Genomic DNA, 24,268 nt, shown 5'->3' on the forward strand with positions numbered 1-24,268 from the left:
AGCCGAGCGCGGCCCGGCAGAGATCAGCCGGGCAGCTCCGTGTGCAGACGGATGGTGGTGCCCGTATCAGGGGTGGAACGTATCTCGACGAGGTCGCACAGCTGGTGCACGAGCCAGAGCCCGCGGCCGCCGATCTGCATGCCGCTGGGACGGGACCGGCCCACGAGGGGGTCCTTGATGTAGCCGGCGTCGCGGAACTCGCACACCATCCGGTGGTCGTCGCCCCAGGTCCGCAGCACGCCCTGGCCTCCGCCGTGCCGGATGCTGTTGGCGGCCACTTCGGTGGCGGCCAGATGCAGCTCGCGCAGCTTGCTGCCGCTCAGGCCGTGCCGTTCGGCACAGCGCTCGATCTTCTCCCGCACCGCCGTCAGGTCACCACGGGCGTAGACCAGTTCGTCGTACGGGTCGCATGGATTGGTCAGCGGATCGAAAGCGAACGGTGTGTGCGGATCGTAGTCCGTGCACGGCACGGTGCGACCGTCCCTTCGGACCTCGGGGTGGCAGCGCGCCATCTCCTCCAGCACGGCCCCGTGGCCGGTGGTGTCGTACGGGCACAGCAGCCACCAGGCCGGGCCGTCTGCGAAGGCCTTGTTCAGCAGCCACTCGTGGTAGTGCAGTTCCTGTGCCTGGGCGCGGTTGCGGATCTCGTCCCAGGGGGATTCGCCGATCCCGCGCACCGGCCGCCCCTCGGCGACATGCTCCTTGATCCACTCCTGCCAGGCTCCGATGAGCCGGCCCGGATGGTGCGCCACCATGGTGGTGTCGACGTAGCGCACCGCCGCTTCGGCGGGAATCTCGGCCCGCAGCAAGGACACCTTGTCCTCGGGGACGGCTACGACGACGGCCTCGTCACCGTCCAGCGCCTCCTGGATGAAACCGAGGGTTCCCTCGACGAACTGGTCCCGGCCGCGGTACGGGTACAGCTCGTGCCGGTACCCGGCGACCGAGGGTGTGGAGGCGGAGCGGGTGGAGGTCACGGCGCCATCACCACCGGAACGTCCCGCACGGCGAAGCCGGACAGTTCCCAGGCCAGCCGCACGGTGTCGTTGGTACCTTCCAGAACGACCTTGCGGTCCGGCAGGCATCTGGCCGCGTCGGCCAGCGCGCTCATCCCGGCTGCGTCGAAGAAATCCAGGGCGTGACAGAGGAGGCGCACTGTCGCTGTCTGCGCGAGCAGCGTGCGCAGGATGTTCCCGAAGGCCGGCGCGCCTTCGCTGTCGATGACCCCGTTCACCGTCCAGCCGTCCTTTCCTGTCCGGTACACCTGGAATGCGGGTGATGCCGGACGGCTGCCCAGGTGGTGAGGGTGCACGCACCTGACCTGTTCCAGTGTAGAAGCGTCCCAGCCACCACCGCTGTAGGCGCACACCACCAGAGCTCCGCTGTCGGTGGCGAACTCCTCCAGCTCGAGCTCGCTGCGCAACAGGTCCTCCGGCCGCTCCGTGCGGCCGCTGGGCGTCACGTGATGCAGCACCCGAAGCGAGCGGAAACCCTCACGGCCGGCGCTCACCGCCTCGCGCCGCACGGCGGCAAGGAGAGAGCCCTCCAGCCGGGAAGGGTCGAGCACCAGCTGGGCGAACTCGCCGCCTGTCCGCGGAGCCGGGCCGATGATCACCACTTTGTCGCCGAACAGCGCCCCGTCCGCGACGAAGGCCCGGCTGCGGTCCATGACATCGTCCGCAGCATCCAGCACCTGGCAGACATGATCACCAGGGTCGACCTCGTCCAGGGTCGCCAAAGTCCGCGCCGCTCTCACCGCTCCTCCCCTCGCCATCGGATGCCCACCCTACTGACCCGCACACCTTGCACCGCCCAGAGGGCCGGGCGGCGACAGGGAAGATCCGCCGTCGCGAAGTGGCTGGGCAGCGGGGTGGTGACCTCGTTACGGGGTGCCCGTGCCGGTCGTGGGCGGCAGTCCGTGCCGTAGACCGCCCGGCGGGGTGGTCGTGCCGATGAGTTCACCGTCCATGAACGGTCTACCCAGCGACACGACCGTTCTTGACAGGGGTGCCATGTCCACCATCCAGCCAGTGATCGTGACTGCCGACCAGGACGTTCTGCTCGGCTTCTACACGGCATTGCTCGGCGCTGAGGAGATCTTCCGGATACCGGCGGAAGGCCCGGCCTTCTACGTCGGCTTGCGCATCGGCGACACCGACCTCGGGCTGGTGGCCAGGGCGGACGTGGGGACGGGGGCGGAGGCGCGGATCCTGCTCAGCATCGGTGTCGACGACGTCGACGAGACGCTCGGCCGGGTGGTGGCGCTGGGCGGCTCGGTCCGCGGCGGTCCCAACGACATGCCGTGGGGACAGCGCGTCGCCCACATCCAGGACCCCGACGGCAACCCGGTGAACCTCACTCAGCCGATCCCGGCCCGGTGACGCTGTTCCGGGGGCAGGTGCTGATCGCGGGCTGCCGTCAGTGGCGTGCCGGTCGACGGGCCGGCGAGCATCGCCGCCTTGAGCTGCGGGGTACTATCGGCGCCGCAAGGCCCGCACTCCCCCCGTCCGGGTCGTTGCCACGGAGCGGGCAGGGGTCCCCCCGTCGCCTGCCCGCTCCGTCCCCAAGACCTCCCGCTCGGCCAACCGCGACGTGTCCTGCCTTGTGCAGATCTGCCTGGACACCGCTCCGCACCTGTGCCGTCCGCGCGCTGTCGGCGCGCGCCAACGGGGCCCGGGTCAGTGTCGAAGGAGCTGGAGGAAATCCTCGACAGCGGTGGCGACGGCGCGGGGGGCTTCCGCGGGGAGGAGGTGGCCGGTGGCGGGGACGGTGACCAGGGTGGCGTGCGGGATGTGCGGCAGGAGGCACTCGCGCAAGACGCCCGGCGGTTCCACGAGGTCGTTCTCCGCGGCCAGCACGGTCACCGGAACCGCGATGCCGCGCACGGCGTGGGTGATGTCCTGCGCGATGCCGCGCAGCGGCCACTCCTGCCGGGCCTCGGGTCCGGCGGCGAGGCTGTCGCGTACCGCGGTGGCCCGCACCGTCTCGGACAGCGGTGTGGCGGTCAGGACATGGTCGAGGGCGTGCATCGCCGCCTCGGGCGAGTCGTAGGCGTGGGACAGGCCCTGCCGGTGCTCCTCGGTCACCGTGACGGGCGGCTCGGGCGGTGCGGGGGCGAGAAGCACCACGCCGGCCAGGCCGGCCGGCCTTCGGGCCGCGACGAGCTGGCTCACCTTGCCGCCCATCGAGTGGCCGACGAGGACGAACGGCCCCCGCACGCACGTGTCGATCACGCGAGCGAGGTCGTCGGCGAGCCGGTCGAGGTGATAGGGGCCGGGCAGGGCGCGAGAGGTGCCCCAGCCGCGTTGGTCGAAGCGGACCGTCGCCTGCCCGGGCGGCAGATGACCGATCACGTCGTTCCATGTGCCGGCGGAGCCGCCCCAGTAGTGGACGAACACCAGCGCCGGTCCGGTACGGCCGCCGACCCGTACGTCCAGAGTCCCGCCCGCCACCGGCACCGGCCTTGTCGTTTCCGTCATCCCTGCGCCTTTCACTCGGCTGCCCGAGACGATCGGTGTCTCCCGGCCGCAGCCTTCCACGGGTAACCTGACCTGCCTGCCAGGTGCACATCGACGGTAGGGGAAGCGCGGTCCATGCCCCGGTGAAAAGGAGCACAGCACTTGTGGAAAACGGACAACCGGCAGTGCGACAGCTGCGCTACTCACCTGCCGTCGGCTCACCGCACGGCGTGGAGGTCCTCGACTTCGCCGCGCTGCGCTCCATGGACACCGAGGGCCGTCGCGTACTCCCCCAGCGCCCCGACTTCCACGTCCTGGCCCTGATCGCCTCCGGCACCGGCGCCCACGAAGCGGACTTCGACATCTACCGGCTGGCGGAAGGCAGCGCCGTATGGATCCGGCCCGGCATGGTGCACCGCTGGAGCGACGTCGACGCCTGCGACGGCCCGCTGGTCCTCTTCCGGCCCGGCTTTCTCCCCGGCCTCACCGCCGCGGAGGCCACCACCCCGGCGTGCTGGCGCCTGGACCGGCAGCGTCTGGACCTGGCCCTGCTCGCGGCCCAACACCTCGGCCGCGAGCACGACACGGCAGCGCGCACCCCGCTCCTGGCATCTCCCGCACTGCTGTCCCACCTGCTGGCGGCGCTGGTCCTGCGCGCACTACCGGCCGCGCCCGCCCGAACCGACGGGGTTCCGGCCGGCAACCGGTCCACGGACGTGTTCCGCGCCTACCGGGCCGCCGTCGAAGAACACTTCACCGACTGGCACCACGTGGGCGACTACGCGCGGGCACTCGGTTACGACGTGCGCACCCTCACCCGGGCGACGCGCGCCGCCACCGGCACGGGCGCCAAGGCCTTCCTCGACCAGCGCATCCTGCTGGAGGCCAGGAGGCTGCTCGCGCACACCGGCCTGCCGGTCGCCGGCTGCGCCCGACGCCTCGGCTTCCGGGACGCCGGCAACTTCACCACCTTCTTCCGGCGTCAGGCAGCCACGACCCCCGCCGCCTGGCGCGCCGCTTACGGCGCGACCGACATCCGCGGGGTCTGATGTCGCCACGACCGGTCCCGGTCAGCGACCCGGGTCCGGCTGGCTCCCAGAGCAGCGAGTTCGCCGCAACGGCGTGAGCAGGGGCGCTCACCGGGCAGCACGCAGGTTCCCCGTGCCCTGCACAGAAGTGCGGCCGCCGAGGTCTCCGCCCGGATCGTCCGGCAGGGCGATGCGTGCGGTGACGCGTTTGCCGGCCCGCTCGCGCTGGACCTCGAGGCCCTGTGTGACGGCCATGACGATCTCCAGACCGTGCTGTCCCACCCGTCCCGCGTCCGCGGCCCGGGCCACCGGCAGCACCGGATCGGAATCCCGCACCGCCACCTCGACCGCGTCCCGCGTGATCCGCACTTCCAGCAGCACCGGACCGGGCGCGTACTTACGGGCGTTGGTGACCAGCTCGCTCACCATCAGCTGCGTCACTTCCATGGCGCGCCGCGAGACCGGAAGGCCGTGCTCCGCCTGCACCCGGGTCAGGAAGTCCGCGACCACGGGCCGGGCACGAGCGATGACGGAGCCGTCGCCGTCCAGGGCCGCCGTGACCTGGAGCGCCCGCGCGTCGGGCGTGGTGGGGCCCTCCCCCAGCGGAACTCGTTCCGACACGGCCGCCTTCACCATCCCGTTCACGCCCACGCGCTCACCCACGCCCGGTCGGCTGCACAGCCCAGCCCCTGCGCCGGCTCCCACGGCGCACGGGCACCCGGTTCTTGCAGGCCGACGCTTCGAGCACGGGTCTCGGTGTGCCAGTATCACCGCTATGGCGGACGGACGAACGACGGACACCGAAACCACCGGGCAGCTCGGCGGGCTGTCCGTGACAGCCACGGCCGCCGACGGCGCCCGCGTGCTGACCCTGGCCGGAGAGATCGACCATCACACCGCCGACACGCTCCGCGAGGCCCTGGACGTCACCGGCGCCCCGCGGCCGCGCCTCGTGATCGACATGCGGCAGGTCACCTTCATGGACTCCAGCGGCATCAACATCCTCATCGCCGCCTACCAGGCCGTCACCGCGGCCGGCGGCCGGCTGCGCCTGGCCGGACCCACCCTGCCCGTGCTGCGCACCCTCCAGCTCGTCGGCATCGACACTCTCATCGACTGCCACCCCACCCTCGACGACGCCCTCGCGTCCTGACCGCTGCCGATCCGGTCCCGGGCACACGGCCGGGGCGAGCGTGAAGGCACCCCTGGGTGCGGCGAACCGCATCACCACCCATTTGGCCCCGTGTCCGCGCGCTGATCCAGGGCATCCGGCTGTGGTCCCTGGGCGTTAGGCCTCTTCCGCGCCCCGGGCGGTGGTGCCGCGGCCGATCCCCGAGTACGGACGCGGCACCACCCGGCCAGGACCACGAGGTGAGCGGCGGTGTCCGTTGCGCTACTTCAGTTCGATCTCGACGAAGGCCAGCGCGGACGTGCCGGCGTTGACGACCTCGTGTTCGCCGCCGGCCGGGCGCGCGTAGGACTCGCCCGCGCGCAGCTGCGACGAGGTGACCGTGCCGTCGGGGGTGATCACCTGGGTCTGCCCGTCGGTGACCGGCACGACGACGTAGTCGTACCCGTGCACATGACGGCCGGTGCTCTCTCCCGGCCGGAAGTCCCAGCGGGTCACCCGGACCCGCTCGTCTTCGTGCTGCACGGTGGCACGGGCGGTGCTCGCCATGAAGGCCTCCTCTTCGTCGGTTGCCCCCACAGACAGGTGTGGGGCGGCGACATCCCAGGTGGCAGGCTATCCGCCAGGCTCAGCCGTACTACGTGACGCGGGGCGTCTCCCGGGTCGTCGGCCTGCACCACCTGCCCCCCGCCGGGCACTGCCAGGCGCTCAAGCCCAGGCATCGGCGAGCGAGCATGCGCCGCCGCGCTCCCCCCCTCACACGGGTGATGACTCTTCCCCCGCAGTGGGGAACCGGTTCCCGTGGCAGGGTGAAGGCCGGGCGCGTCGCCTGTCCTTGATCAACCCGGGCTTGGTTGATAGGGGCATGAGCAACACGGACACGAGCCCGATACTGACCACACCGGCCGAGAAGGCCGGGGCCGCACAGGGCGCGGACGCCGCGCCCGGGGACATACTCTCCCTGTCCTGCACCACACCCGACGCACGCACGGTGAAGGTGGTCGCGCGCGGGGAGGCCGACCACTTCGGCCTCGCTCCGCTGCGCGTCCTTCTGACCACCGCGGCCGTCTACGGCTACCGGCGGCTGGTCCTCGACTGCCGGCACGTCACCTTCTGCGACAGCGCGCTCCTGGCGGCCTTCGATTCCTGGTACGCGGCGGGCGGGAGGGTCGTGATCCAGCACCCGCCGCCCCAGCTCGGGCTGCTCCAACCCCTGTTGCGGCGATTTTGGCCGGGGCCGCCGACGGGGGCACCTTGCTTCCGGCGAGCGGTGACGGCCGCCGGCTCCCTGCCGGGGACGTGAGCGGCGGGCGCCGAGGGGTGCTGGGAAAGGATCGCGTGCATGCGCGGTGTGCATGAACCTCCGGCCCCTGGCTGATACCCGCACCTGATGAGGGCCCGGACCACCGCACGGGGTTCGGGCCCTCCCGCACGACCGGCCCGGGCCCAACGGGGCTGGTCCGGCGGCTGATCGGGTCGTCACGGGGCGCCCGCTGCGGGTGCCCCTCTCCGCTGGGAGAAGCCAGATCGCAGAGGCAATGGATCACCCCGCCCCACTCTCCGGGTAACGTCAAGGTATGAGTCATCCGCACCCCGAACTGAAAGCCGCCCCGCCCCTGCCCGAGGGAGGGCTGCGAGTCATCGCCCTGGGCGGCCTGGGGGAGATCGGCCGCAACATGACCGTCTTCGAGTACGCCGGCAAACTGCTCGTCGTCGACTGCGGTGTGCTGTTCCCCGAGGAAACCCAGCCCGGCGTGGACGTGATCCTGCCGGACTTCACCTCGATCCGGGACCGGCTGGACGACATCGTGGCCGTCGTACTCACCCACGGTCACGAGGACCACATCGGTGGCGTGCCGTACCTGTTGCGCGAGCGGTCCGACATTCCCCTCGTCGGCTCCAAGCTGACGCTGGCGTTCCTGGAGGCCAAGCTCAAGGAACACGGCATCCGGCCGCGCACGGTGCGGGTGCGGGAGGGCGACCGGCGCGGTTTCGGGCCGTTCGACTGCGAGTTCGTGGCGGTCAACCACTCCATCCCCGACAGCCTCGCGGTCGCGATCCGCACCGGCGCCGGGATGGTGCTGCACACCGGTGACTTCAAGATGGACCAGTTCCCTCTGGACGACCGCATCACCGATCTGCGCGCCTTCGCCCGCCTCGGCGAGGAGGGCGTGGACCTGTTCCTCACCGACTCCACCAACGCCGAAGTACCCGGCTTCACCACGTCCGAGCGTGAGCTGAATCCGGCGATCGAGCAGGTGATGCGCACGGCACCGCGCCGGGTCATCGTCTCCAGCTTCGCCAGCCATGTGCATCGCATCCAGCAGGTCCTGGACGCCGCCCACCAGCACGGCCGCAAGGTCGCCTTCGTCGGCCGGTCGATGGTCCGCAACATGGGCATCGCCCGTGACCTGGGTTATCTGAAGGTTCCGTCCGGTCTGGTCGTGAGCACGAAGGAGCTGGAGAAGCTCCCCGACCACAAGGTCACTCTGGTGTGCACCGGCTCCCAGGGCGAACCGATGGCCGCGCTGTCCCGGATGGCCAACCGCGACCACATGATCCGCATCGGCAAGGGCGACACCGTCCTGCTCGCCAGCTCCCTCATCCCCGGCAACGAGAACGCCATCTACCGGGTGATCAACGGACTCACCCGGTGGGGCGCCCATGTGGTCCACAAGGGCAACGCCAAGGTGCACGTCTCCGGGCACGCGAGCGCCGGCGAGCTCGTCTACTGCTACAACATCGTCAAGCCGCGCAACGTCATGCCCGTGCACGGTGAATGGCGGCACCTGCGGGCCAACGGCGACCTCGCCATCCGTACCGGCGTCGACCCCGACCGGGTCGTCATCGCCGAGGACGGCGTCGTCGTCGACCTCGTCGACGGGCGTGCGTCCATCACCGGCAAGGTCCCCGCCGGCAACGTCTACGTGGACGGCATGGAAGTCGGCGGCGCCACCGAGGCCTCCCTCAAGGACCGCCTCACCCTCGCCGCCGAAGGCGTGGTCACGGTGGTGGCGATCGTCGACGCGGACACCGGCGCGCTCGCCGAGGCCCCCGACTTCCTGGCCCGGGGCTTCGTCCACGACGACACCACCTTCGAGCCGGTCGTCCCCGTCATCGAGAAGACCCTGGCCACCGCGGCCCAGGAAGGCGTCGGGGACGCGCGCCAGCTCGAACAACTCATCGCCCGTGCCGTGGCGAACTGGGCGTTCCGCACCTACCGCCGCAAGCCCCTCATCATCCCCGTCATCATCGACGCCTGAGGCGCAGCCCGGCAGCCGGGCGCCTGTGGGCACAGGCCATCTCACGACGAAGCCCCACCGGACGTTCTGGTGGGGCTTCGTCGGGTCACGGTCCGCGCAGACGCTGGATCAGCGAGGTCCCCTTCGAGGACCGCGTCGAGCCCGGCGTCGTCGTTGCGGTGGGCCGCCGGCCGGCCGGTTCCGGGGCCGCTGATCTGCTGAGGGCCGTCACGGCGGCCGTCGGCCTCAGGCGGTGGCCGGGAGCGAAGCGGACGCCGGTCAGCTGCTCGGACAGGCGCCACAGCCGGTCGGCGGTCTGCGGGTCGGTGGCCCGCCAGGCCACTTCCACCTGGCGGGGGGCGCCCCGCAGTTCGCCGGGGCCGTCCGGACCGTACAACTCGCCGCCACGGGCGTCGGGCGCGGTCGCCGCGTACAACTGGGGCAGGGCGCCCTGGTCCGGGGACTGGGCGAGAGGCAGCAGGAGGCGGCCGAAGAGGAGTCCGACCCTCGCCACGGGGGCGCTGGTCTGGAGGCCGGTGGCGGTGTAGCCGGGGTGGGCCAGCACGCTGCGGACCGGACTGCCGGCCGCCGTCAGCCGACGGTGCAGTTCGTACCCGAAGACCGCGGTCGCCAGCTTGGACTGGTTGTAGCGGCCCATCGGCGAGTACGACCGCTCGCCGGTCGGGTCGTCGAAGAACATCCGCGCCCGGCGGTGGTTGACCGACGTCACCGTCACCACGCGCGGGTCGTCGCCGTCGGTCATCGCCTCGAGCAGCAGGCCCGTGAGGGCGAAGTGGCCGAGGTGGTTGGCCGCGAACTGCAACTCCGCGCCCTCGGCGGTGAGCGTGCGGGGCGGCGCCATCACCCCGGCGTTGTTGACGAGGACGTCCGGGCGGACGCCGTCGGACTTCAGCCGGTCGGCGAAGGCGTGGACCGACGCGGTGTCGGTCAGGTCCAGCCGGCGCACCTCCAGGCGGGCGTCCGGGCGTTCGGCCGTGATCTGCGCGACCGCTCTGCGGCCCTTGTCCTCGTCCCGCACGGCGAGGATCACGCGGGCCCCCTTGCGGGCGAGGGCGCGGGTGGTCGCGAGGCCCAGGCCGCTGTTCGCTCCGGTGACGACGAAGAGCCGTCCGTCCTGGTCCGGTATGTGCTCGGCGCTCCAGCGTTCTGCACTTGTCATGTGACTCAGCGTGCCGTTCATGACATCGAGCGTCAAGGACGACATCTGAAGCCACGCTCGGCACACCGCGTACTATGGCGCCATGACCTCCCGCCCGGCAGAAACCCTGGCCCAGCGCAAACGGCAGCTCGTCGCGGACGAGCTGACGCAGGCCGCGCTGACCCTGCTGGCCCGTGACGGCTTCGACGCGGTCACGGTGGACGAGATCGCCGCCGCCGCGGGGGTCTCCAAGCGGACGTTCTTCCGCTACTTCGCCTCCAAGGAAGACGTGGTCGTGCAGTTCCTGGCCGGCATGGGCACCGCCATGGGCGAGGAACTCGCGGGCCGCCCGGCCGCGGAATCACCGTCGGCTGCGCTGCGGGCCACGGTGTGGCGCTCCATCGACGCCTGCGCGGGACACGCGGAGCGGGCCTTGCCCGTGGTGCAGCTGATCCTGCGGACACCCGCCCTGCTCGGCCGTTTCCTGGAACGCCAGGCGCAGTGGCGTGAGGTGCTCGCGCAGGAGGTGGCCCGCCGCCTCCGGCTCGACCCGGTGACGGACCTGTATCCGCAGCTGGCCGCCGGGATGGCGCTGACGGCCTTCCACGCGGTGCTGCAGCGCTGGTGTGACAGCGACGGCGCCGAGGACCCCGCCGCGCTGACCGACCAAGCCTTCGCGGTCATCGCGCCGGCGCTGGACGCCGGTGCGGGAGCCGATCAGGCCGGTCTGCCGGGGCACCGATGAGTTTGTGCGCGGCGGACGGTCTTCTCACCGTTGACACCGACACGGGAGGACCCTGCCCCCATGACTCAGCTACTGCGTGTGCAGAACCTCAACGTCTCCAGTGACGGATTCGGTGCCGGGGAGGGCCAGAGCCTCGAGCGGCCGTTCGGCCACGCCGATCCGTCCCAGCTGTTCGCGTGGGCGGGCGCCACGGCGAGCTGGCCCATGCGCACCGATCCCGGCGGCAGCCGTGGCCTCGACGACTACTTCACCCGCGACTACGCCCGCAACATCGGTGCCGAGATCATGGGCCGCAACAAGTTCGGGCCGCAGCGCGGGCCGTGGCAGAACCACGAGTGGCGCGGCTGGTGGGGTGACGAGCCGCCGTTCCGCACCCCGGTCTTCGTCATGACCCATCACCCGCGTCCTTCGTTCACGCTCTCCGACACCACCTTCCACTTCGTCGGCGGGGATCCGGCCGACGTCCTGGCGCAGGCGCGGGAGGCGGCGCAGGGCAAGGACGTCCGGCTCGGAGGCGGGGCGACGACCATCCGGCAGTTCCTGGACGCCGGCCTGGTCGACACCCTGCACGTGGTGGTCTCGCCGGTGAAGATCGGCTCCGGCGCACGGCTGTGGGAGTCGCCCGACGAACTGCTCGACCGGTACCACCTGGACGTCGTGCCGAGCCCGAGCGGTGTCACGCACCATCTGTTCTGGCGCAGGTGAGACGAGGCGTTGCCGGGGCCACCGCATCCTGAGGTGCGGTGGCCCCGGACCTCGCCGTCAGCCGGTGGCCAGCAGCGCCTCCACGGCCTCGGCGGTCTGCGGGTGGCGGGCGAGCAGCGCCACCCCGTCCGGGGCCGGTTCCGCCGTCCGCCAGGGGCCCGCGCAGCCGAGCAGGTCCGCGACCGCGTCACAGGTCGCGGGGTGAGCCGCCAGCAGGGGCAGGCCGCAGGGGCCGGCCGCTCGGTCGCGGGAGGACCGATCTGCCGTGGGTTCCGGGGCGGCCCGCCACGGGGGCGTCCACGCGTCGAGCTCCGCCAGCCGGGCCGGGAAGATGCGGCCGGCCTCACGGATCAGCAGGGGCGCTAGGTCGGCACCGCCACCGCGCAGTGTGGTGATCAGGGTCGGCAGCCAGGGCAGCAGCACCGGGTCCGGCAGCTGCGCGAAGGCCTGGGACACGGCTTCGACGACGAAGTCGGCCAGGCCGGGCACCGGTTCCAGCGCGTGCAGGAAACCGCTGAGGTAGCGCGGATAGGCGGGCACCACCAGCGGGTTGCCCAGCAGCTCGGCGCACCGCGCCCGCAGCTGTGCCCGGGAGAGCCGGCCCAGCTGCGTCTGGGCCGCCCACAGCAGTGCCGTCTTGGCCGGGTCCCCGGGATGCGACTGGGCGACGGCCAGCTCCAGCTGGTTGCGGTCACAGCCGAGCGACAGGGCGAGGCTCTCCATGCTGAACAGGAAGCCCAGCATGGCCGCCACCTGGCCCACGCCCGCGTCGTCGTCGGTGAACGCCGTCGGCAGCAGCGTGCAGTAGTGCGCGTAACCGGTCTTGACGAACGCCTCGATCCACGGCGGGAGCGTCGGCTCGCTGGTGCGGTAGTACGCCAGCAGTGCGCGCACCCGGCGCAGCACCTCGGGCGCGCCGTCGACGCTGCGCTCGGTCGCCAGCACCTCCAGGGCGCGCTGCCCCAGTTCGTCGGCCAGCCGGCGGCTGTTCAGGTAGAGGGTGGCGTCCTCGACGGCCTCGAGGACCCGCGCCGTGGTCGCCTGTGGGCCGTACGCGACGCGACGCAGCCGCTGTTCGAGGACCTGCTCGATGCTGACGCCGTCGTAGCCCAGCTCGATCAGCGCCCGCTGGTGGGTGCCGAGGGCGAGGTCCCAGGACTCCTGGATGGGGCGTTCGCCGAGCCGCCGCTCGCCCATGATGGGCCGGGCGGCGCCGTGCGGCATCAGATACCGCAGCATCCACAGCACGTCGGAGCACTGCGCCAGCTCAGGCCGGGACGCCATGTCGAGCAGGGCCCGCTGCACGCCGCGCTGTTGCAGCTTGAGGTTCAGCGGCGCCAGCCGGTCGTGCACGTCACGGGCCAGCGGGGGCAGGGCGTCGTAGCCGACCTGCCCGACGCGGTCGCCGCCGAGCATGATCTCCACCAGCCGGCGCACATCCCGCCGTCCCGGCACGGTGTCCTTCTCGATGCAGGTGACCGCCGCGTCCTGGAAGTCGTACGGCGTCGGCTTGGCGCGTTCACGCATCCCGGCCAGGAGGATCGACGTCTCGAACACCGCGATGGCGTCGGCGGTGGACGCGAGGTAGCCGTTGCGGCGGGCGGCACGCACGATCTCCACGGACCAGCCGAGCAGTTCCGCCTCGTCGAGACGGTCCAGGACGGGCGGCCGTTGCAGGAAACCGGTGAGCTTGTCGGACGCGTCGAGCGGTGCGGCGGGGACGGCGGCGGGCACGGCCTTGGCCGCCTTCTTCGGCGTCCTGGTGCCCGCCTGCCCGGCGAGCCGGTACGGCTTGACCCGGGTGCGCTTGAGGTTCTTCGCCCACTCGGTCGCGGCGATGGACACCGAGCCGGCGGCGAGGCCGAACTGCGCCTCGATCGCCGCGTGGCTGGACGGGATCAGACCGTGCTGCCACTTGGTGGCACTCGGCGGGCTGATCCGGAAGGTGTCGGCGCCCTGAACACCGAACTCCTCGACGCGGCTGGCGGCGTGGAAGGCGCCGCACACATAGAGCGCGTCCGCGGGGTCGGTGCCGGTCGCGGCGAGGTGAGCACGCATCCGCGTCCACATGTACCGTTCGCGGTCCTCGTCCACCCGCACCCGGCCCGGATCGCCGGGGGCCAGGCGGCGGAAGAGGCTGCCGATCAGCAGCATGACCTGCCGGTAGGTGTCGTGGTCGGCGTCCCCGAGGGGCAGTTCGACGTACTGGTGCCACCACTCCGACCAGTGCCGCACCCGCCCGTGCCGCAGCAGGTGCTCCTCCAGCTCGGCGAAGCGCGGGCGCAGGTCGCCGATCTCCACACCGACCGCGTCGCCGTGCAGCGCCGCCTCCTCCTCGGCGGGCGGTGCGTCCGGGCCGGCCGCATCGGCCGTGTCACCGGAGTTCTCCTGCCACTGGAAGACGTGGTCGGAGGAACGGTCGACGAGGACCAGCTCGACGCCGGGGGTGTCCAGGGCGTAGGCGATCGCCTGGTACTCCGCGGACGCCTCGGTGATCGGGGCGACCACCGACAGCGGCGCCCACTCGGCCGGGAAGCCGTCGACCTCGGTCGCGAACGCCTGCACCGCGACGGGGAGCCGGCAATTGCGCAGCTCGGTCAGCAGCGGCGCCATGTCCTCGCACAGCTCCAGGTACACCACCTTGGGCTGCTTCTCGCGCAGCCGGCGCGCCATGGCGAGCGCCGAGGCCGGCGAGTGGTGGCAGACCGGGAAGATCTCCAGCGGTTCGCGCACCGCGCGGTCGACGTCGTCGACGATGCCGAGGAGGATCCCCTGAAGGGCGTCGGGGCCGTCGGCGAACGCGGCCGCCGCTTGCTGGAGTTGGCCGCGCAGGGCGGCGAAGGTTCCCTCGGTCATGGCGCTCACGACAGGGTGGCGATCGCGTCGCGGCCGCCCTCGTAGAACTCCGGCCAGGAACCGCCCTCCTCCTTGCCGCGCGGCTCGACGACGCCGTGCAGGTACTTGTTGAGGATCGCCAGGTCCTCGGGTTCGCGCCGGGCGAGCGAGCCGACGAGCGAGGAGGCGAGGGTACGGGCGGTCAGGGCGCGCTCGCCGAAGAAGTTGCTGTGCAGGATGGCGTCCTCGAGCACGCCGATCTGCTCGGCGGTGGACAGCGCCGACTCCAGTTTCTCGTCGTCGCTCGCGGCCGCGGCCGCGGAAGCGCGCAGGTCGGCGAAGCTCTGCAGCAGCACGTCCAGCAGCGTGGGCGGCACGTCCAGCTCTATCCGGTGGCGGCGCAGCAGTTCCTCGGTGCGGAAGCGGACGATCTCCGCCTCGCTCTTCTTGTTCGTCACCACGGGGATGCGGACGAAGTTGAAACGGCGCTTGAGGGCGGAGGACAGGTCGTTGACGCCGCGGTCGCGGCTGTTGGCGGTGGCGATGACGGAGAAGCCGGGCTTGGCGAAGACGATGTTGTCGCTGTCGAGTTCGGGAACCGAGATGTACTTCTCGGACAGGATGGAGATCAGCGCGTCCTGGACGTCACTGGTGGAACGCGTGAGCTCCTCGAAGCGGCCGATGACGCCGGCCTCCATCGCCGTCATGATCGGCGAGGGGATCATCGACTCCCGTGACTGTCCCTTGGCGATGACCATGGACACGTTCCACGAGTACTTGATGTGGTCCTCGGTGGTACCGGCCGTGCCCTGCACCACGAGCGTGGAGTTGCGGCAGACGGCGGCGGCCAGCAGCTCGGCCAGCCAGCTCTTGCCGGTCCCGGGGTCGCCGATCAGCAGCAGGCCGCGGTCGGAGGCGAGGGTGACGATGGCGCGCTCGACGATGCTGCGCTCACCGAACCACTTCTGGGAGATCTCCCGGTCGAGGCCGTCGGCCCGCTCGGAGCCCAGGATGAACAGCCGGATCATCTTCGGCGACAGCCGCCAGGAGAAGGGCTTGGGGTTGTCGTCGACGGACTCCAGCCAGTCCAGCTCCTCGGCGTACTTGATCTCGGCGGGGGCACGCAACAGGTCGGACACGTCAGGGCCTTTCGATGAGGAAGCTGAGCAAGAGAAGAAGGGTGAGGCAGCGAGCGGACGGGCCTAGGTGAGGAACGTCTTCAGCTCGTGCACGAGCTTGCGGATGTGGCCGGATATGACCGGCGTACCGAGGTCCTTGAAGCGGTCCTTGAACCACGGGTTGACGCTGCCGCGGCCGGCGCTGGTCACCGAGCCGACCGGGATGAACTTCGCGCCGGAGCGGTGGATGGCCGCCATGCTCTCGAACAGCGGTTCGCAGCGCCATTCGTAGAAGTCGGAGATCCACACCACGACGGTGTTGCGCGGTTCGGCGATCTTCGGCTGGGCCAGGGCCATGGCGACCGTGCCGTCCGTGCCGCCGCCGAGCTGGGTGCGCAGCAGGGTCTCGAAGGGGTCGTTCACCCACGGGGTGAGGTCGAGCGCCTGGGTGTCGTAGGCGATCAGGTGGACGTCGACCTTGGGCAGTCCGGCGAAGATCGACGCCAGAATGGTGCAGTTGACCATCGAGTCGACCATGGAGCCCGACTGGTCGACGACCACGATCAGCCGCTGCGGTGTGGTCTTGCGGGCGGTGTGCCGGTAGTAGAGGCGGTCGACATAGAGCCGCTCCTCCTCGGGGTCCCAGTTGGTGAGGTTCTTCCAGATGGTGCGGTCGAGGTCGAGGTTGCGGAAGACCCGCTTGGGCGGGACCGACCGGTCCAGGGCGCCCACGGACGCCTTCTCGACCTGGGTGCGCAGCACTTCGGCGACCTCGTCGACGAAGCGGCGGATCAGCGCCTTGGCATTGGCGAGGGCGACGCCGGAGAGGTTGTTCTTGTCGCGCAGCAGCTGCTCGATGAGCGACATGCTCGGCGTGAGCTGCGCGGCGAGCCGGGGGTCGGCAAGGACTTCGCGCAGCCGCATGCGCTTGACCATGTCGGCCTCGATGGTGCCGAGTTCGGGTCCGATCGCCGGGATCAGCGTGCTGAGGTCGGGCGTCGGGACGCCGGTTCCGGTGCCGGTCGGGCTCACTCCCCCGCCCGCGCCCGCCCGGGCTGCGCCGCTGCCCGCGCCGCGGCCGCCGCGCAGGTCGCCGGGGGTGCAGCCCAGGGCCCGCTCCAGCCAGCCGGCGTCGGACTGCCAGCGGGCGAGCTGCCCGGCGGTGACCGTGCCGCTGCCGGAGGCGAAGACGTTGAGCAGCACCTTGGACGCCAGGGCGGCCCGCCGTACCTCGGCGGCCCGGTCGCGGCCCTCCTCCTCCGGTTCGGGCACCATCAGACCGTCGAACTCGGCGGCCAGCTCGGGGTGGCGCTGCACGATGGCGTCGACGGAGGCCTGCGGGTCCAGCAGGGCGGCCGGCAGCCCGATGTCCTCGACGACGGCGAGGGAGGCGGACTCCAGACCGGCCTGCTCCTCGGAGTCGAAGAGACGGGCGAGCAGGCGCCAGTACAGGATCTGGCGGCGGTTCTCGTCGGGGGTGGGCAGCGGCGGTGTTCCGGCGGCGGGGACCGCCTGCTCGGCGCCGGGGCCGCCCTGGCCGGTGGTGTGACCGGTCTGCTCGGCGCCGGTGCCGACCTGCGCGGTGGTCTGACCGGTCCGCTCGGCGCCGGTGCCGACCTGCGCGGTGGTCTGACCGGTCCGCTCGGCGCCGGTGCCGACCTGCGCGGTGGTCTGACCGGTCCGCTCGGTGGTGTGGTCTCTCATTTGCGCAGCAGCCTTCCGGCGCGTTCGCGCTGTACGGCCACCGCGTCGGTGGCGGCCTTCTCCGCCTTGACCCCGGCCTTGTCGGTCGTGCCCCCGGCCCAGGCGCCGGCGTGCACCGCGACGGTCTTCTTGCGCACGGTGGTCTCCACGGCGAGCGGCTGCAGGACCCACCGCCCGGCGTCCCAGCGCAGCAACCCGATGCACGCGCTGGAGGCGGCGACGGCCTGCGAGGTGAGCGGTCCGGCGACCGGGACACGGTCGGTGTCGACAGCCAGGCGGTGCCCGGTGAAGGTGAACGTGACCGTGTCGTCGTCCTGTTCGATGCCGTAGCCCTCCAGGAACACCGGATGCGCCAGGCGGACCGGGTGCCGGTCCAGGGGTACGGCCTGGGGGGCGGCGGCGGTGGGCAGGGCGACGCGGGCGGTGGCGAAGGGGTCGGCACTCTCACCGGGGCGGGCGTGTTCGTCCTGCCAGATCAGGTCGCCTTCGGCGGTGACGGGCATGTCGGTGAGGTCCATGCAGCGGCCCTCGCCGACGGCGGCCAGGAGCGACATGTGCGGGCGCAGCAGCTGCCAGACCCCGGCACCGATGACCGTGTCCGGCTTCGGCGCGGACACACTCGCGCGCACCAGCCGGGGCGCGGTGCCGTCGGCGGGTTCGAGCACGGCGTGCACCTGGGCCTGGGCCGCTGTGGCGTGCTCCTGGAGGTCGACCCCGAGGGGCAGCAGCCGGCCGGTGACGGTCTGTGTGGCGGGCGCGGCGGCGGCACCCGGCACCGTCAGAAGCATGCCGCGCGCCCACAGGTCGGCCCAGCGGCGCACGGGCACGCGGTCCAGCAAGGCTCCCGGACAGGATGCGGCGAGTTCCGCGGCGAAGCCGTCGAGGAGGGTCGCGAGGCGCCGCAGCGCGGGGTCCGGGAGCATCGCGGAGACCACCTGGGCGGAGCCGGAGACCACGTCGTGGTCGAGGCCCTGCCAGCCGGTGCGGGCCAGGTCGCAGAGCCAGGAGCGGGCGGCCGCGAGCAGGTTCGGCGCCTGCTCCCCGGCGGCGGCAGGGGCGGGCGCCTCGACGCAGGTGCGGCCGGTGGCCTCGTCGGCGCGCGCGGCGAGCGCGTCGTGCGCGGCGCCGAGCAGGGCTGTGCGGGCCGCGGCGAGGGAGAGGAAGTGGTCCTCGCTCGCGGCGCCGGCCGCGGCCTTCTCGGCGGCTTCGGCGACGCGGCCGGCGAGCGGGCTCGCGGCGACCGCGTCGGCGAGCGCCGTCAGCCCCTCGGTCTGGGCGGGCTGCGGGCGCAGGAGGCCGCCGAGCAGGGTCCGGTCGAAAGCGTCGACGGCGGCCAGGGTCTCGTCGAGACCGTCGACCGGTTCGGTCAGCAGATCCATCCGCATCAGGCCACCGCCCTCGTCGGCGGGAACCACTGCATCTCCGGCAACGGCGCGGTGGCGGACGCCAGTTCGAGATACGCCAGGTGGCGCAGGAAGCGGCTGAAGACGGAGGCGGCGGCCTTGCTGTCGGCCGGGGAGGGGCGGGTGGTGCTCATCGTGAGGCGGATCGCCTGCGCGCCGGCCTCGCTCTCCCCCAGGTCGACCCGCAGATAGCGGGCGACGCGCTCGGCGCCGTACTGGAGCACCGATTCGTTGATCAGCGCGCCGATGTGGTTGCAGAAGCCGCCGCGGGCGCCGCCGCAGGGGCGGTTGTTGTTGGTGCTGCACGCGTAGGCGTACGTCCCGGCGGCGACCGACGAGACGTAGACCCGCTCGATGTCCGAGCCGCTGGAGACGACGCCCTGCAGGCGTCCGTCGGCCAGTTCCACGAACGGCACCTTGGCCAGCTTGCGCGGCCGGGCGGGCGGGATCACCCGCGTCGTGCTCGACCTCTCGACGTCGGACAACGCACCATCTCCTTTGCAGCACAAGGGAAGCCCTTCGCCGGATCGGCGGGACACCAACGAACTTAGCGGGGACCACTGACAACGCCCCTTCGCTGGACGGCCGGTGGGCTCAGCCGCGCAGGACGGGGCCGGGGTGGGTCGGTCGGCAAGAGGGCACTGATGGGCTCAAGGCCGAAGGCTGGAGCCGGGTGCGGTCGGTCAGACGTCGTCGGTGGTGCCGAGGCCCGTGAGGGCGCCGACCGGGTCGAGGTCGGGGATGCCGCGCGGCCACCAGTCGTCGGCGCCCGGCTCGGACTCGTACGCGTACCACAAGCCGTCGCGGCCCAGCCGGAGTTGGACATGCCCGCGAGGGTGGGTGAGGCGGTTGCGCCAGGGTCGGAACGCCGGGTGGTCGGCGGCCAGGAGCGCCGGACGGGCCCGGTCGAAGCGTCCCGCCGGGGGATCCCAGGGCTCCTCCTCCAGTACGGCGAGCCCGTCCGGGCCGCCCTGGCGCCACGCGGCGACCGCGCGCGCCAGCTCGGCGGGGGTGCGGCCGGCGGCGGAGGCGAGCGAGGAGTACAGGGCGCGCGAGCCGGCGGTGAGCCCGGAGCCGGGCCGTGCCGCCGCCAGCCGTACCGCGTCCTGCCACAGCGTCAGCTCGCCCACGTCGTCCCGGCCGGTGGCGAGCAGGGCGTGGGCGCGCGCGGCCGCGTCGGTGGCCAACTGGTCCAGCGCGATCGGGTCGGGTCCGCCGGGGGCCGCCGGGTAGGCGGGCGGCTGCTCCGGGTGCGGCGGGAGGGGCAACGGCGCGGGCAGCGGCGGGAGTTGGCGGGGCGCGAGGGCTTCGGCGGCTCGGACGCCGGGCAACGGGGCGGGTTCCCGGTCCTGGGCGGCTCTGGCCGCGCGCGTGGCGCTGAGCCGGGCGAGCGCGTCGAGCAGTTCCCGCTCGCCGCGGCCGCGCAGCAGGAGCAGCACGAAGGGGTCGGCGTCCAGCAGGCGGGCGGTCTGGTAGCACAGGGCGGCGGCGTGTTTGCAGGGGTGGCCGCGGTCGGGGCAACTGCAGCGTGGCTCCAGGTCGCCGGGGCCGGGCAGCAGCGGGATGCCGCAGTCGGCGAGGGAGTGCGGCATCTCCTTGTCGAGCAGGGCGGCGATGTGCCCGGGCCGCTCGGCCGCGGCGTCCAGGAAACGCGCCCAGTCGGCGTCGCCGAGGGTCCGCAGCCGCACCTGCACACGGTACGGACGCGGTCGGCTGCCCTGCACGTACGCGAGTACCGAACCCGGGGTGACGGTGATCGCGTCCACGTGGCCCTGCTCGGCGTAATCCCGCCCGCGGGCCAGTCTCTTCGGGTCGAGCGCGCCCTCCTCCAGCGCCGTCACCCAGGCGTTGCCCCACCAGGTCTCGGCGAACCGGGAGTCCTCACCCGCCGGCCGGGGCGCCAAGGCCGGGAAGGTGCGGCGCAGGTCGCCGTCCCGCGCGGGCGCGGCCATGGAGCGGGGCAGGCGGGGCGCCGGGGCGGGGGCTTCGGGCGGTGCGGGACGGGTGGGGGCGTCGTCGTGCGCGGGCCGCGGCTCCACCGGCGGCGGGGTGGTCCGACTTGCCTGCTCACCGGGGCCGCCGGTCTCCCCAGCAACCTCGTCCGTGATCGCGTCGGTGGGCATACGGAAGGCATCCGTCAGCAACTGCCGCAGTTCCCGGGCCCGTTGGCCGGCCCGTGGGTTGCCGGAGGGATGGCTGGGGTGCCGGGTGGCCGCGGGCTCGGCGGAGCGGGACGGTCTGCGCCGCGGGGAGGACGTGCGGTCCGTCTGTTCCGCTTCGGCCGCCTTGCGCCGAGCCTCGGCGCGGGCCGCCCGCAGCGCCTCGCGGGCGCGGTCCGCGGGGGCCGCGTCATCGGCCTCGGGTCCCGGCTCCGCCGGTGCCGCGGCGGCCTGCTCGTCGGGCGGGGCCGGATGCTCCACGGCTTCGTCGTCGGCCGGCACCGCCGTGCGCCGCTGGGCCACCGCGCGGCGCAGCGCCTCGCGCGCGGCGTCACCCGGCCGAGGCTGCTGCCGCCCACCGGACGGCTGTACGGCGTCGGTGGCGGCCGTGTTTTCCGGACGTCCGGCATCGGCAGCGGCCGCATGCTCCGGATGTACGGCGTCGGTGACAGCACCATGCTCCGGCGGTACGGCGTCGGTGGCTGGCGCACGCTCCGGCGGTACGGCGTCGGTGGCTGGCGCATGCTCCGGCCGCGCGGCCTCGTCCTCGTGCCCGGGGGTGCGCCGCTCCCCCGCGCCGGTCCCCTCCGCCGCGGCCGCGCCACGCCCCCGCGCCTCGCGCAGGGCCCGGCGTGCCGCCTCCGCGGGGCCAGGGCCGTGGGCGTCGTCCGTCGGTGTCATCACGCCTCCCTCCGCAGCGAGACCAGGTCGGAGAGCTCACGGTCCGTCAGTTCCGTCAGCGCGGACTCGCCGGAGCCGAGAATGGCGTCGGCCAGGGCGCGTTTCGCGGCGAGCATCTCGGCGATGCGGTCCTCGACGGTGCCCTCCGTGATCAGCCGGTGGACCTGCACCGGCTGGGTCTGGCCGATGCGGTAGGCGCGGTCGGTGGCCTGCTCCTCCACGGCCGGGTTCCACCAGCGGTCGAAGTGGACGACATGGCCTGCGCGGGTGAGGTTCAGGCCGGTGCCGGCGGCCTTGAGGGACAGGACCAGGACGGGTGTCGTACCGGCTTGGAAGCGGTCGACCATGCGCTCGCGTTCGGGGACGGGGGTGCCGCCGTGCAGCAGGTCGACGGGGACCGCGCGGGCGGCGAGGTGCGCGGTGATCAGGCGGGCCATGCCGACGTACTGCGTGAAGACCAGAGCGGAGCCGTCCTCGGCCAGCAGGGTGTCCAACAACTCGTCGAGCAGGGCCAGTTTGCCGGAGCGGGCGGCGAGCCGGTCGCCGACGGCCGGGCCGTGGTCCTCCTTGAGGTACAGCGCCGGGTGGTCGCAGATCTGCTTCAGCGAGGTGAGCAGCTTCAGCACCAGGCCGCGGCGGCCCATGCCCTCGGCGGTCTCGATGGCGAGCATCGACTCGCGCACCACCGCCTCATAGAGCGCCGCCTGTTCACGGGTGAGCGGCACCGGGTGGTCCGTCTCCGTCTTGGGCGGCAGTTCGGGCACGATGCCGGGGTCGGACTTCTTGCGCCGCAGCAGGAACGGGCGGACCAGGCGGGCCAGCCGCTGCACGGCCTCCTCGTCCTCGCCGGTCTCCACGGCCCGCGCGTGCCGGGCGCGGAAGGACTTCAGGGGGCCGAGCAGGCCGGGGGTCGTCCAGTCGAGCAGCGCCCACAGTTCGGAGAGGTTGTTCTCGACCGGGGTGCCGGTCAGCGCCACGCGCGCGGGAGTAGGGAGGGTGCGCAGCGCCTTGGCCGTCGCCGAGTACGGGTTCTTCACATGCTGGGCCTCGTCGGCGACCACCATGCCCCACGGCTGCTCGGCCAGGGCCGGCGCGGCCGAGCGCATGGTGCCGTACGTGGTGAGGACGAAACCGCCGTCGAGGTCGTCCAGGCTGCGGTCCGGGCCGTGGTAGCGGCGGACCGGGACGCCGGGTGCGAACCGGGTGATCTCCCGCTGCCAGTTGCCGAGCAGGGACGCCGGGCACACCACCAGGGTCGGTTCGCCACAGGCTCGTTTGAGGTGCAGGGCGATCACGGTGATGGTCTTGCCGAGGCCCATGTCGTCGGCGAGGCAGCCGCCGAGGCCGAGGGAGGTCATCAGTTCCAGCCAGGCCAGTCCGCGCAGCTGGTAGTCGCGCAGGGTGGCGTGCAGCCCGGCGGGCGGGACGGCCGGGGCCACTCCGGCGGTGATGCGGTCGCGCAGGGCGGCCAGCGCGCCGGCCGGGACCGCCTCGACCGTCTCGCCGTCGACCTCGGCGGTGCCGGTGAGGGCGACGGAGAGCGCGTCGACCGGGTCGAGCAGCCCCAGGTCGCGCTTGCGTGCCTTGCGGACGAGCGCCGGGTCGACGAGGACCCACTGGTCGCGCAGCCGCACGACCGGGCGGTGGGCCTCGGCGAGGGTGTCCATCTCGGTCTCGGAGAGGGGGTCGCCGCCGAGCGCGAGCTGCCAGCGGAACTGCAGCAGGTCCTCGCTCTCGAAGAAGCCGGTGCCGTCGGTCGCGGAGCCCGGCGCGGGCCGGACCACCGCGCTCGCGGTGAGGTCCTGCGCCAGGTCACGCGGCCAGTGCACGGCGACCCCGGCGGCCGCGAGCCGGGTGGCGGCCACGCCGAGCAGGTCGCCCAGCTCGTCCTCGGACAGCGCCAGCACATCGGGGGCGTCCTGGTCGGTGAGCCGGGCGAGCGGGGGCCACACGCGGGCCGCGCGACGTACGGCGAGCGCGGCGTCGACCCGCGCGCGGGGGCCGAAGGCGGCGTCGGCCCCGCCCGCCCACAGCGCTGCCGCGTCGGTGACCAGGGTGGGGTCGGCGAGACTGTGCACCTGCACGATCGCCGCTCCGGCGCCGCGCGCGCCCGCGCCGCCCGACCCCTGGTCGAACAGGTCGTACGCCGACAGGTCCAGGCGCAGTGAGATCCGCACTCCCGCGTCCATGCCGGCGGCGACCTCGGCGGCCCAGTCCTGCGCGCCGGGCAGCCGGACCGGCTCGCGGGCGGCGAACGGCCTGCCGGAGGCGTACGGCGCCGCCGGGGTGCGGGGCAGGGTGTCGGCGACCGCGTCGAGGAACGCGCGCAGGAGCGCCTCCGGGTCGGGCAGCCGCAGCGGGCCCGGGCCGTGCAGCGGAGCGGCGTGCCCCTCGGCGGGCAGCGCGGCGGCGATGGCGCGCAGGTGGGCGATGTCGTCCGGGTCGAGCGGGCCGGCGCGCCAGGCGTCGTGGCCGGTCGGGGTGAGGCCGGGCAGCAGGCGCCCGCGGGCGGTGAGCCGCAGCGCGTGCAGCGCGGCCGCGCCCCAGCAGGCGGTGGCGGGATGGGCGGCCGGGTCGCGGCGGGCGCGCACCAGCAGGGGCAGGGCGGCGTCGAACGGGAGGGACAGCGCCGGGGTCTGCCGGCGGCGGACGGACGCGCCGTGCGGACGGACGACGGTCAGGTCGACCGGCTCCCCGGCGGTCTGCTCGGGCAGGGGGCCGTCGTCCGGGTCCCAGAAGGCGACGCGGCTGTCGCGCGGCACAGGGGCGGGCAGGAACAGGGCCGCGAGCCGCACGGGCAGGCCTTCGGCCGTCGTGGGCAGGCCGGCCGTGCGCTCCGCTCCGCGTTCCGCCACCGCGGGCACCTCACCCATACGCTCTGCCACCTCCCGTCCACGCGTCG

20 protein-coding genes are annotated in these 24,268 nt (G+C 73.0%); 7 read left to right on the forward strand and 13 right to left on the reverse strand.

Translation table 11 applies throughout. The features are described 5' to 3' along the window. Window positions 1-23: 23 nt before the first annotated feature. On the reverse strand, window positions 24-977 hold the full coding sequence (locus ACF1GV_RS09035) for an anti-sigma factor RsbA family regulatory protein (protein ID WP_391679459.1): 954 nt from the start codon (window positions 975-977) through the stop codon (window positions 24-26). After that, window positions 974-1,756, reverse strand: coding sequence for an MEDS domain-containing protein (locus ACF1GV_RS09040; protein ID WP_391679461.1), 783 nt, complete (start codon window positions 1,754-1,756; stop codon window positions 974-976). The genes ACF1GV_RS09035 and ACF1GV_RS09040 overlap by 4 nt, the downstream gene beginning before the upstream one ends. A 256-nt stretch (window positions 1,757-2,012) precedes the next feature. Here ACF1GV_RS09040 and ACF1GV_RS09045 point away from each other — a divergent pair, with 256 nt between their 5' ends. Then, window positions 2,013-2,381 (forward strand): VOC family protein, encoded by a 369-nt coding sequence (locus ACF1GV_RS09045; protein WP_391679464.1) that lies wholly within the window; start codon window positions 2,013-2,015, stop codon window positions 2,379-2,381. Window positions 2,382-2,678: 297 nt separating this feature from the next. Here the strand turns inward: ACF1GV_RS09045 and ACF1GV_RS09050 are convergent, their stop codons facing one another. Then, window positions 2,679-3,479: an alpha/beta fold hydrolase gene (locus ACF1GV_RS09050; protein WP_391679466.1), complete on the reverse strand. Its 801-nt coding sequence runs from the start codon at window positions 3,477-3,479 to the stop codon at window positions 2,679-2,681. A gap of 143 nt (window positions 3,480-3,622) precedes the next feature. Between ACF1GV_RS09050 and ACF1GV_RS09055 the strand changes: the two genes are divergently transcribed. Next, window positions 3,623-4,507 (forward strand): AraC family transcriptional regulator, encoded by an 885-nt coding sequence (locus tag ACF1GV_RS09055; protein WP_391679468.1) that lies wholly within the window; start codon window positions 3,623-3,625, stop codon window positions 4,505-4,507. An 87-nt stretch (window positions 4,508-4,594) separates the two neighbouring features. On the opposite strand, the gene ACF1GV_RS09060 is transcribed toward ACF1GV_RS09055, so the two are convergent. Continuing rightward, a complete protein-coding gene (locus ACF1GV_RS09060; protein WP_391679655.1) occupies window positions 4,595-5,122 on the reverse strand; it encodes an ATP-binding protein in 528 nt (175 codons plus the stop codon). A gap of 139 nt (window positions 5,123-5,261) precedes the next feature. Here ACF1GV_RS09060 and ACF1GV_RS09065 point away from each other — a divergent pair, with 139 nt between their 5' ends. Continuing rightward, the gene (locus ACF1GV_RS09065) at window positions 5,262-5,639 is read left to right on the forward strand and encodes an STAS domain-containing protein (protein WP_391679471.1); all 378 of its coding nucleotides are present in this window, start codon (window positions 5,262-5,264) and stop codon (window positions 5,637-5,639) included. Window positions 5,640-5,879: 240 nt separating this feature from the next. Here ACF1GV_RS09065 and ACF1GV_RS09070 read toward each other — a convergent pair whose 3' ends face one another. Next, complete coding sequence (locus ACF1GV_RS09070; RefSeq protein WP_391679473.1) at window positions 5,880-6,164, reverse strand: cupin domain-containing protein; 285 nt, start codon at window positions 6,162-6,164, stop codon at window positions 5,880-5,882. A 316-nt stretch (window positions 6,165-6,480) separates the two neighbouring features. Between ACF1GV_RS09070 and ACF1GV_RS09075 the strand changes: the two genes are divergently transcribed. Together ACF1GV_RS09075 and ACF1GV_RS09080 are read left to right on the forward strand one after the other, a co-directional pair. After that, the gene (locus ACF1GV_RS09075; protein WP_391679476.1) at window positions 6,481-6,918 is read left to right on the forward strand and encodes an STAS domain-containing protein; all 438 of its coding nucleotides are present in this window, start codon (window positions 6,481-6,483) and stop codon (window positions 6,916-6,918) included. 274 nt (window positions 6,919-7,192) lie between these two features. Further along, entirely contained in the window at window positions 7,193-8,878 is a 1,686-nt protein-coding gene (locus ACF1GV_RS09080) for a ribonuclease J (protein ID WP_391679479.1), read from the forward strand. A gap of 85 nt (window positions 8,879-8,963) precedes the next feature. On the opposite strand, the gene ACF1GV_RS09085 is transcribed toward ACF1GV_RS09080, so the two are convergent. Then, the gene (locus tag ACF1GV_RS09085; protein ID WP_391679482.1) at window positions 8,964-10,037 is read right to left on the reverse strand and encodes an oxidoreductase; all 1,074 of its coding nucleotides are present in this window, start codon (window positions 10,035-10,037) and stop codon (window positions 8,964-8,966) included. A gap of 82 nt (window positions 10,038-10,119) precedes the next feature. Between ACF1GV_RS09085 and ACF1GV_RS09090 the strand changes: the two genes are divergently transcribed. Together ACF1GV_RS09090 and ACF1GV_RS09095 are read left to right on the forward strand one after the other, a co-directional pair. Beyond that, window positions 10,120-10,761, forward strand: coding sequence for a TetR family transcriptional regulator (locus ACF1GV_RS09090; protein WP_391679485.1), 642 nt, complete (start codon window positions 10,120-10,122; stop codon window positions 10,759-10,761). 60 nt (window positions 10,762-10,821) lie between these two features. Continuing rightward, window positions 10,822-11,466: a dihydrofolate reductase family protein gene (locus ACF1GV_RS09095; RefSeq protein WP_391679487.1), complete on the forward strand. Its 645-nt coding sequence runs from the start codon at window positions 10,822-10,824 to the stop codon at window positions 11,464-11,466. Between the two features lie 57 nt (window positions 11,467-11,523). On the opposite strand, the gene ACF1GV_RS09100 is transcribed toward ACF1GV_RS09095, so the two are convergent. The 7 genes from ACF1GV_RS09100 to ACF1GV_RS09130 all read right to left on the reverse strand — a co-directional run bounded on the left by ACF1GV_RS09100 (window position 11,524) and on the right by ACF1GV_RS09130 (window position 24,239). Then, window positions 11,524-14,322, reverse strand: coding sequence for a hypothetical protein (locus ACF1GV_RS09100; protein WP_391679489.1), 2,799 nt, complete (start codon window positions 14,320-14,322; stop codon window positions 11,524-11,526). A 5-nt stretch (window positions 14,323-14,327) separates the two neighbouring features. Then, the gene (locus ACF1GV_RS09105) at window positions 14,328-15,440 is read right to left on the reverse strand and encodes an AAA family ATPase (RefSeq protein ID WP_363262013.1); all 1,113 of its coding nucleotides are present in this window, start codon (window positions 15,438-15,440) and stop codon (window positions 14,328-14,330) included. 63 nt (window positions 15,441-15,503) lie between these two features. Beyond that, window positions 15,504-17,123 (reverse strand): VWA domain-containing protein, encoded by a 1,620-nt coding sequence (locus tag ACF1GV_RS09110; RefSeq protein ID WP_391679492.1) that lies wholly within the window; start codon window positions 17,121-17,123, stop codon window positions 15,504-15,506. Further along, on the reverse strand, window positions 17,120-18,538 hold the full coding sequence (locus ACF1GV_RS09115) for a hypothetical protein (RefSeq protein WP_391679494.1): 1,419 nt from the start codon (window positions 18,536-18,538) through the stop codon (window positions 17,120-17,122). Before ACF1GV_RS09115 ends, ACF1GV_RS09110 begins: the two co-directional genes overlap by 4 nt. Further along, a complete protein-coding gene (locus tag ACF1GV_RS09120) occupies window positions 18,508-19,011 on the reverse strand; it encodes a hypothetical protein (RefSeq protein WP_391679496.1) in 504 nt (167 codons plus the stop codon). The genes ACF1GV_RS09115 and ACF1GV_RS09120 overlap by 31 nt, the downstream gene beginning before the upstream one ends. Window positions 19,012-19,209: 198 nt before the next feature. After that, on the reverse strand, window positions 19,210-21,366 hold the full coding sequence (locus tag ACF1GV_RS09125; RefSeq protein ID WP_391679498.1) for an SWIM zinc finger family protein: 2,157 nt from the start codon (window positions 21,364-21,366) through the stop codon (window positions 19,210-19,212). After that, window positions 21,366-24,239, reverse strand: coding sequence for an SNF2-related protein (locus tag ACF1GV_RS09130; protein WP_391679500.1), 2,874 nt, complete (start codon window positions 24,237-24,239; stop codon window positions 21,366-21,368). The genes ACF1GV_RS09125 and ACF1GV_RS09130 overlap by 1 nt, the downstream gene beginning before the upstream one ends. Window positions 24,240-24,268: the final 29 nt, after the last annotated feature.

Origin of the sequence: Streptomyces sp. NPDC014006, assembly GCF_043088925.1 — a bacterium.
Taxonomy (GTDB): domain Bacteria; phylum Actinomycetota; class Actinomycetes; order Streptomycetales; family Streptomycetaceae; genus Streptomyces.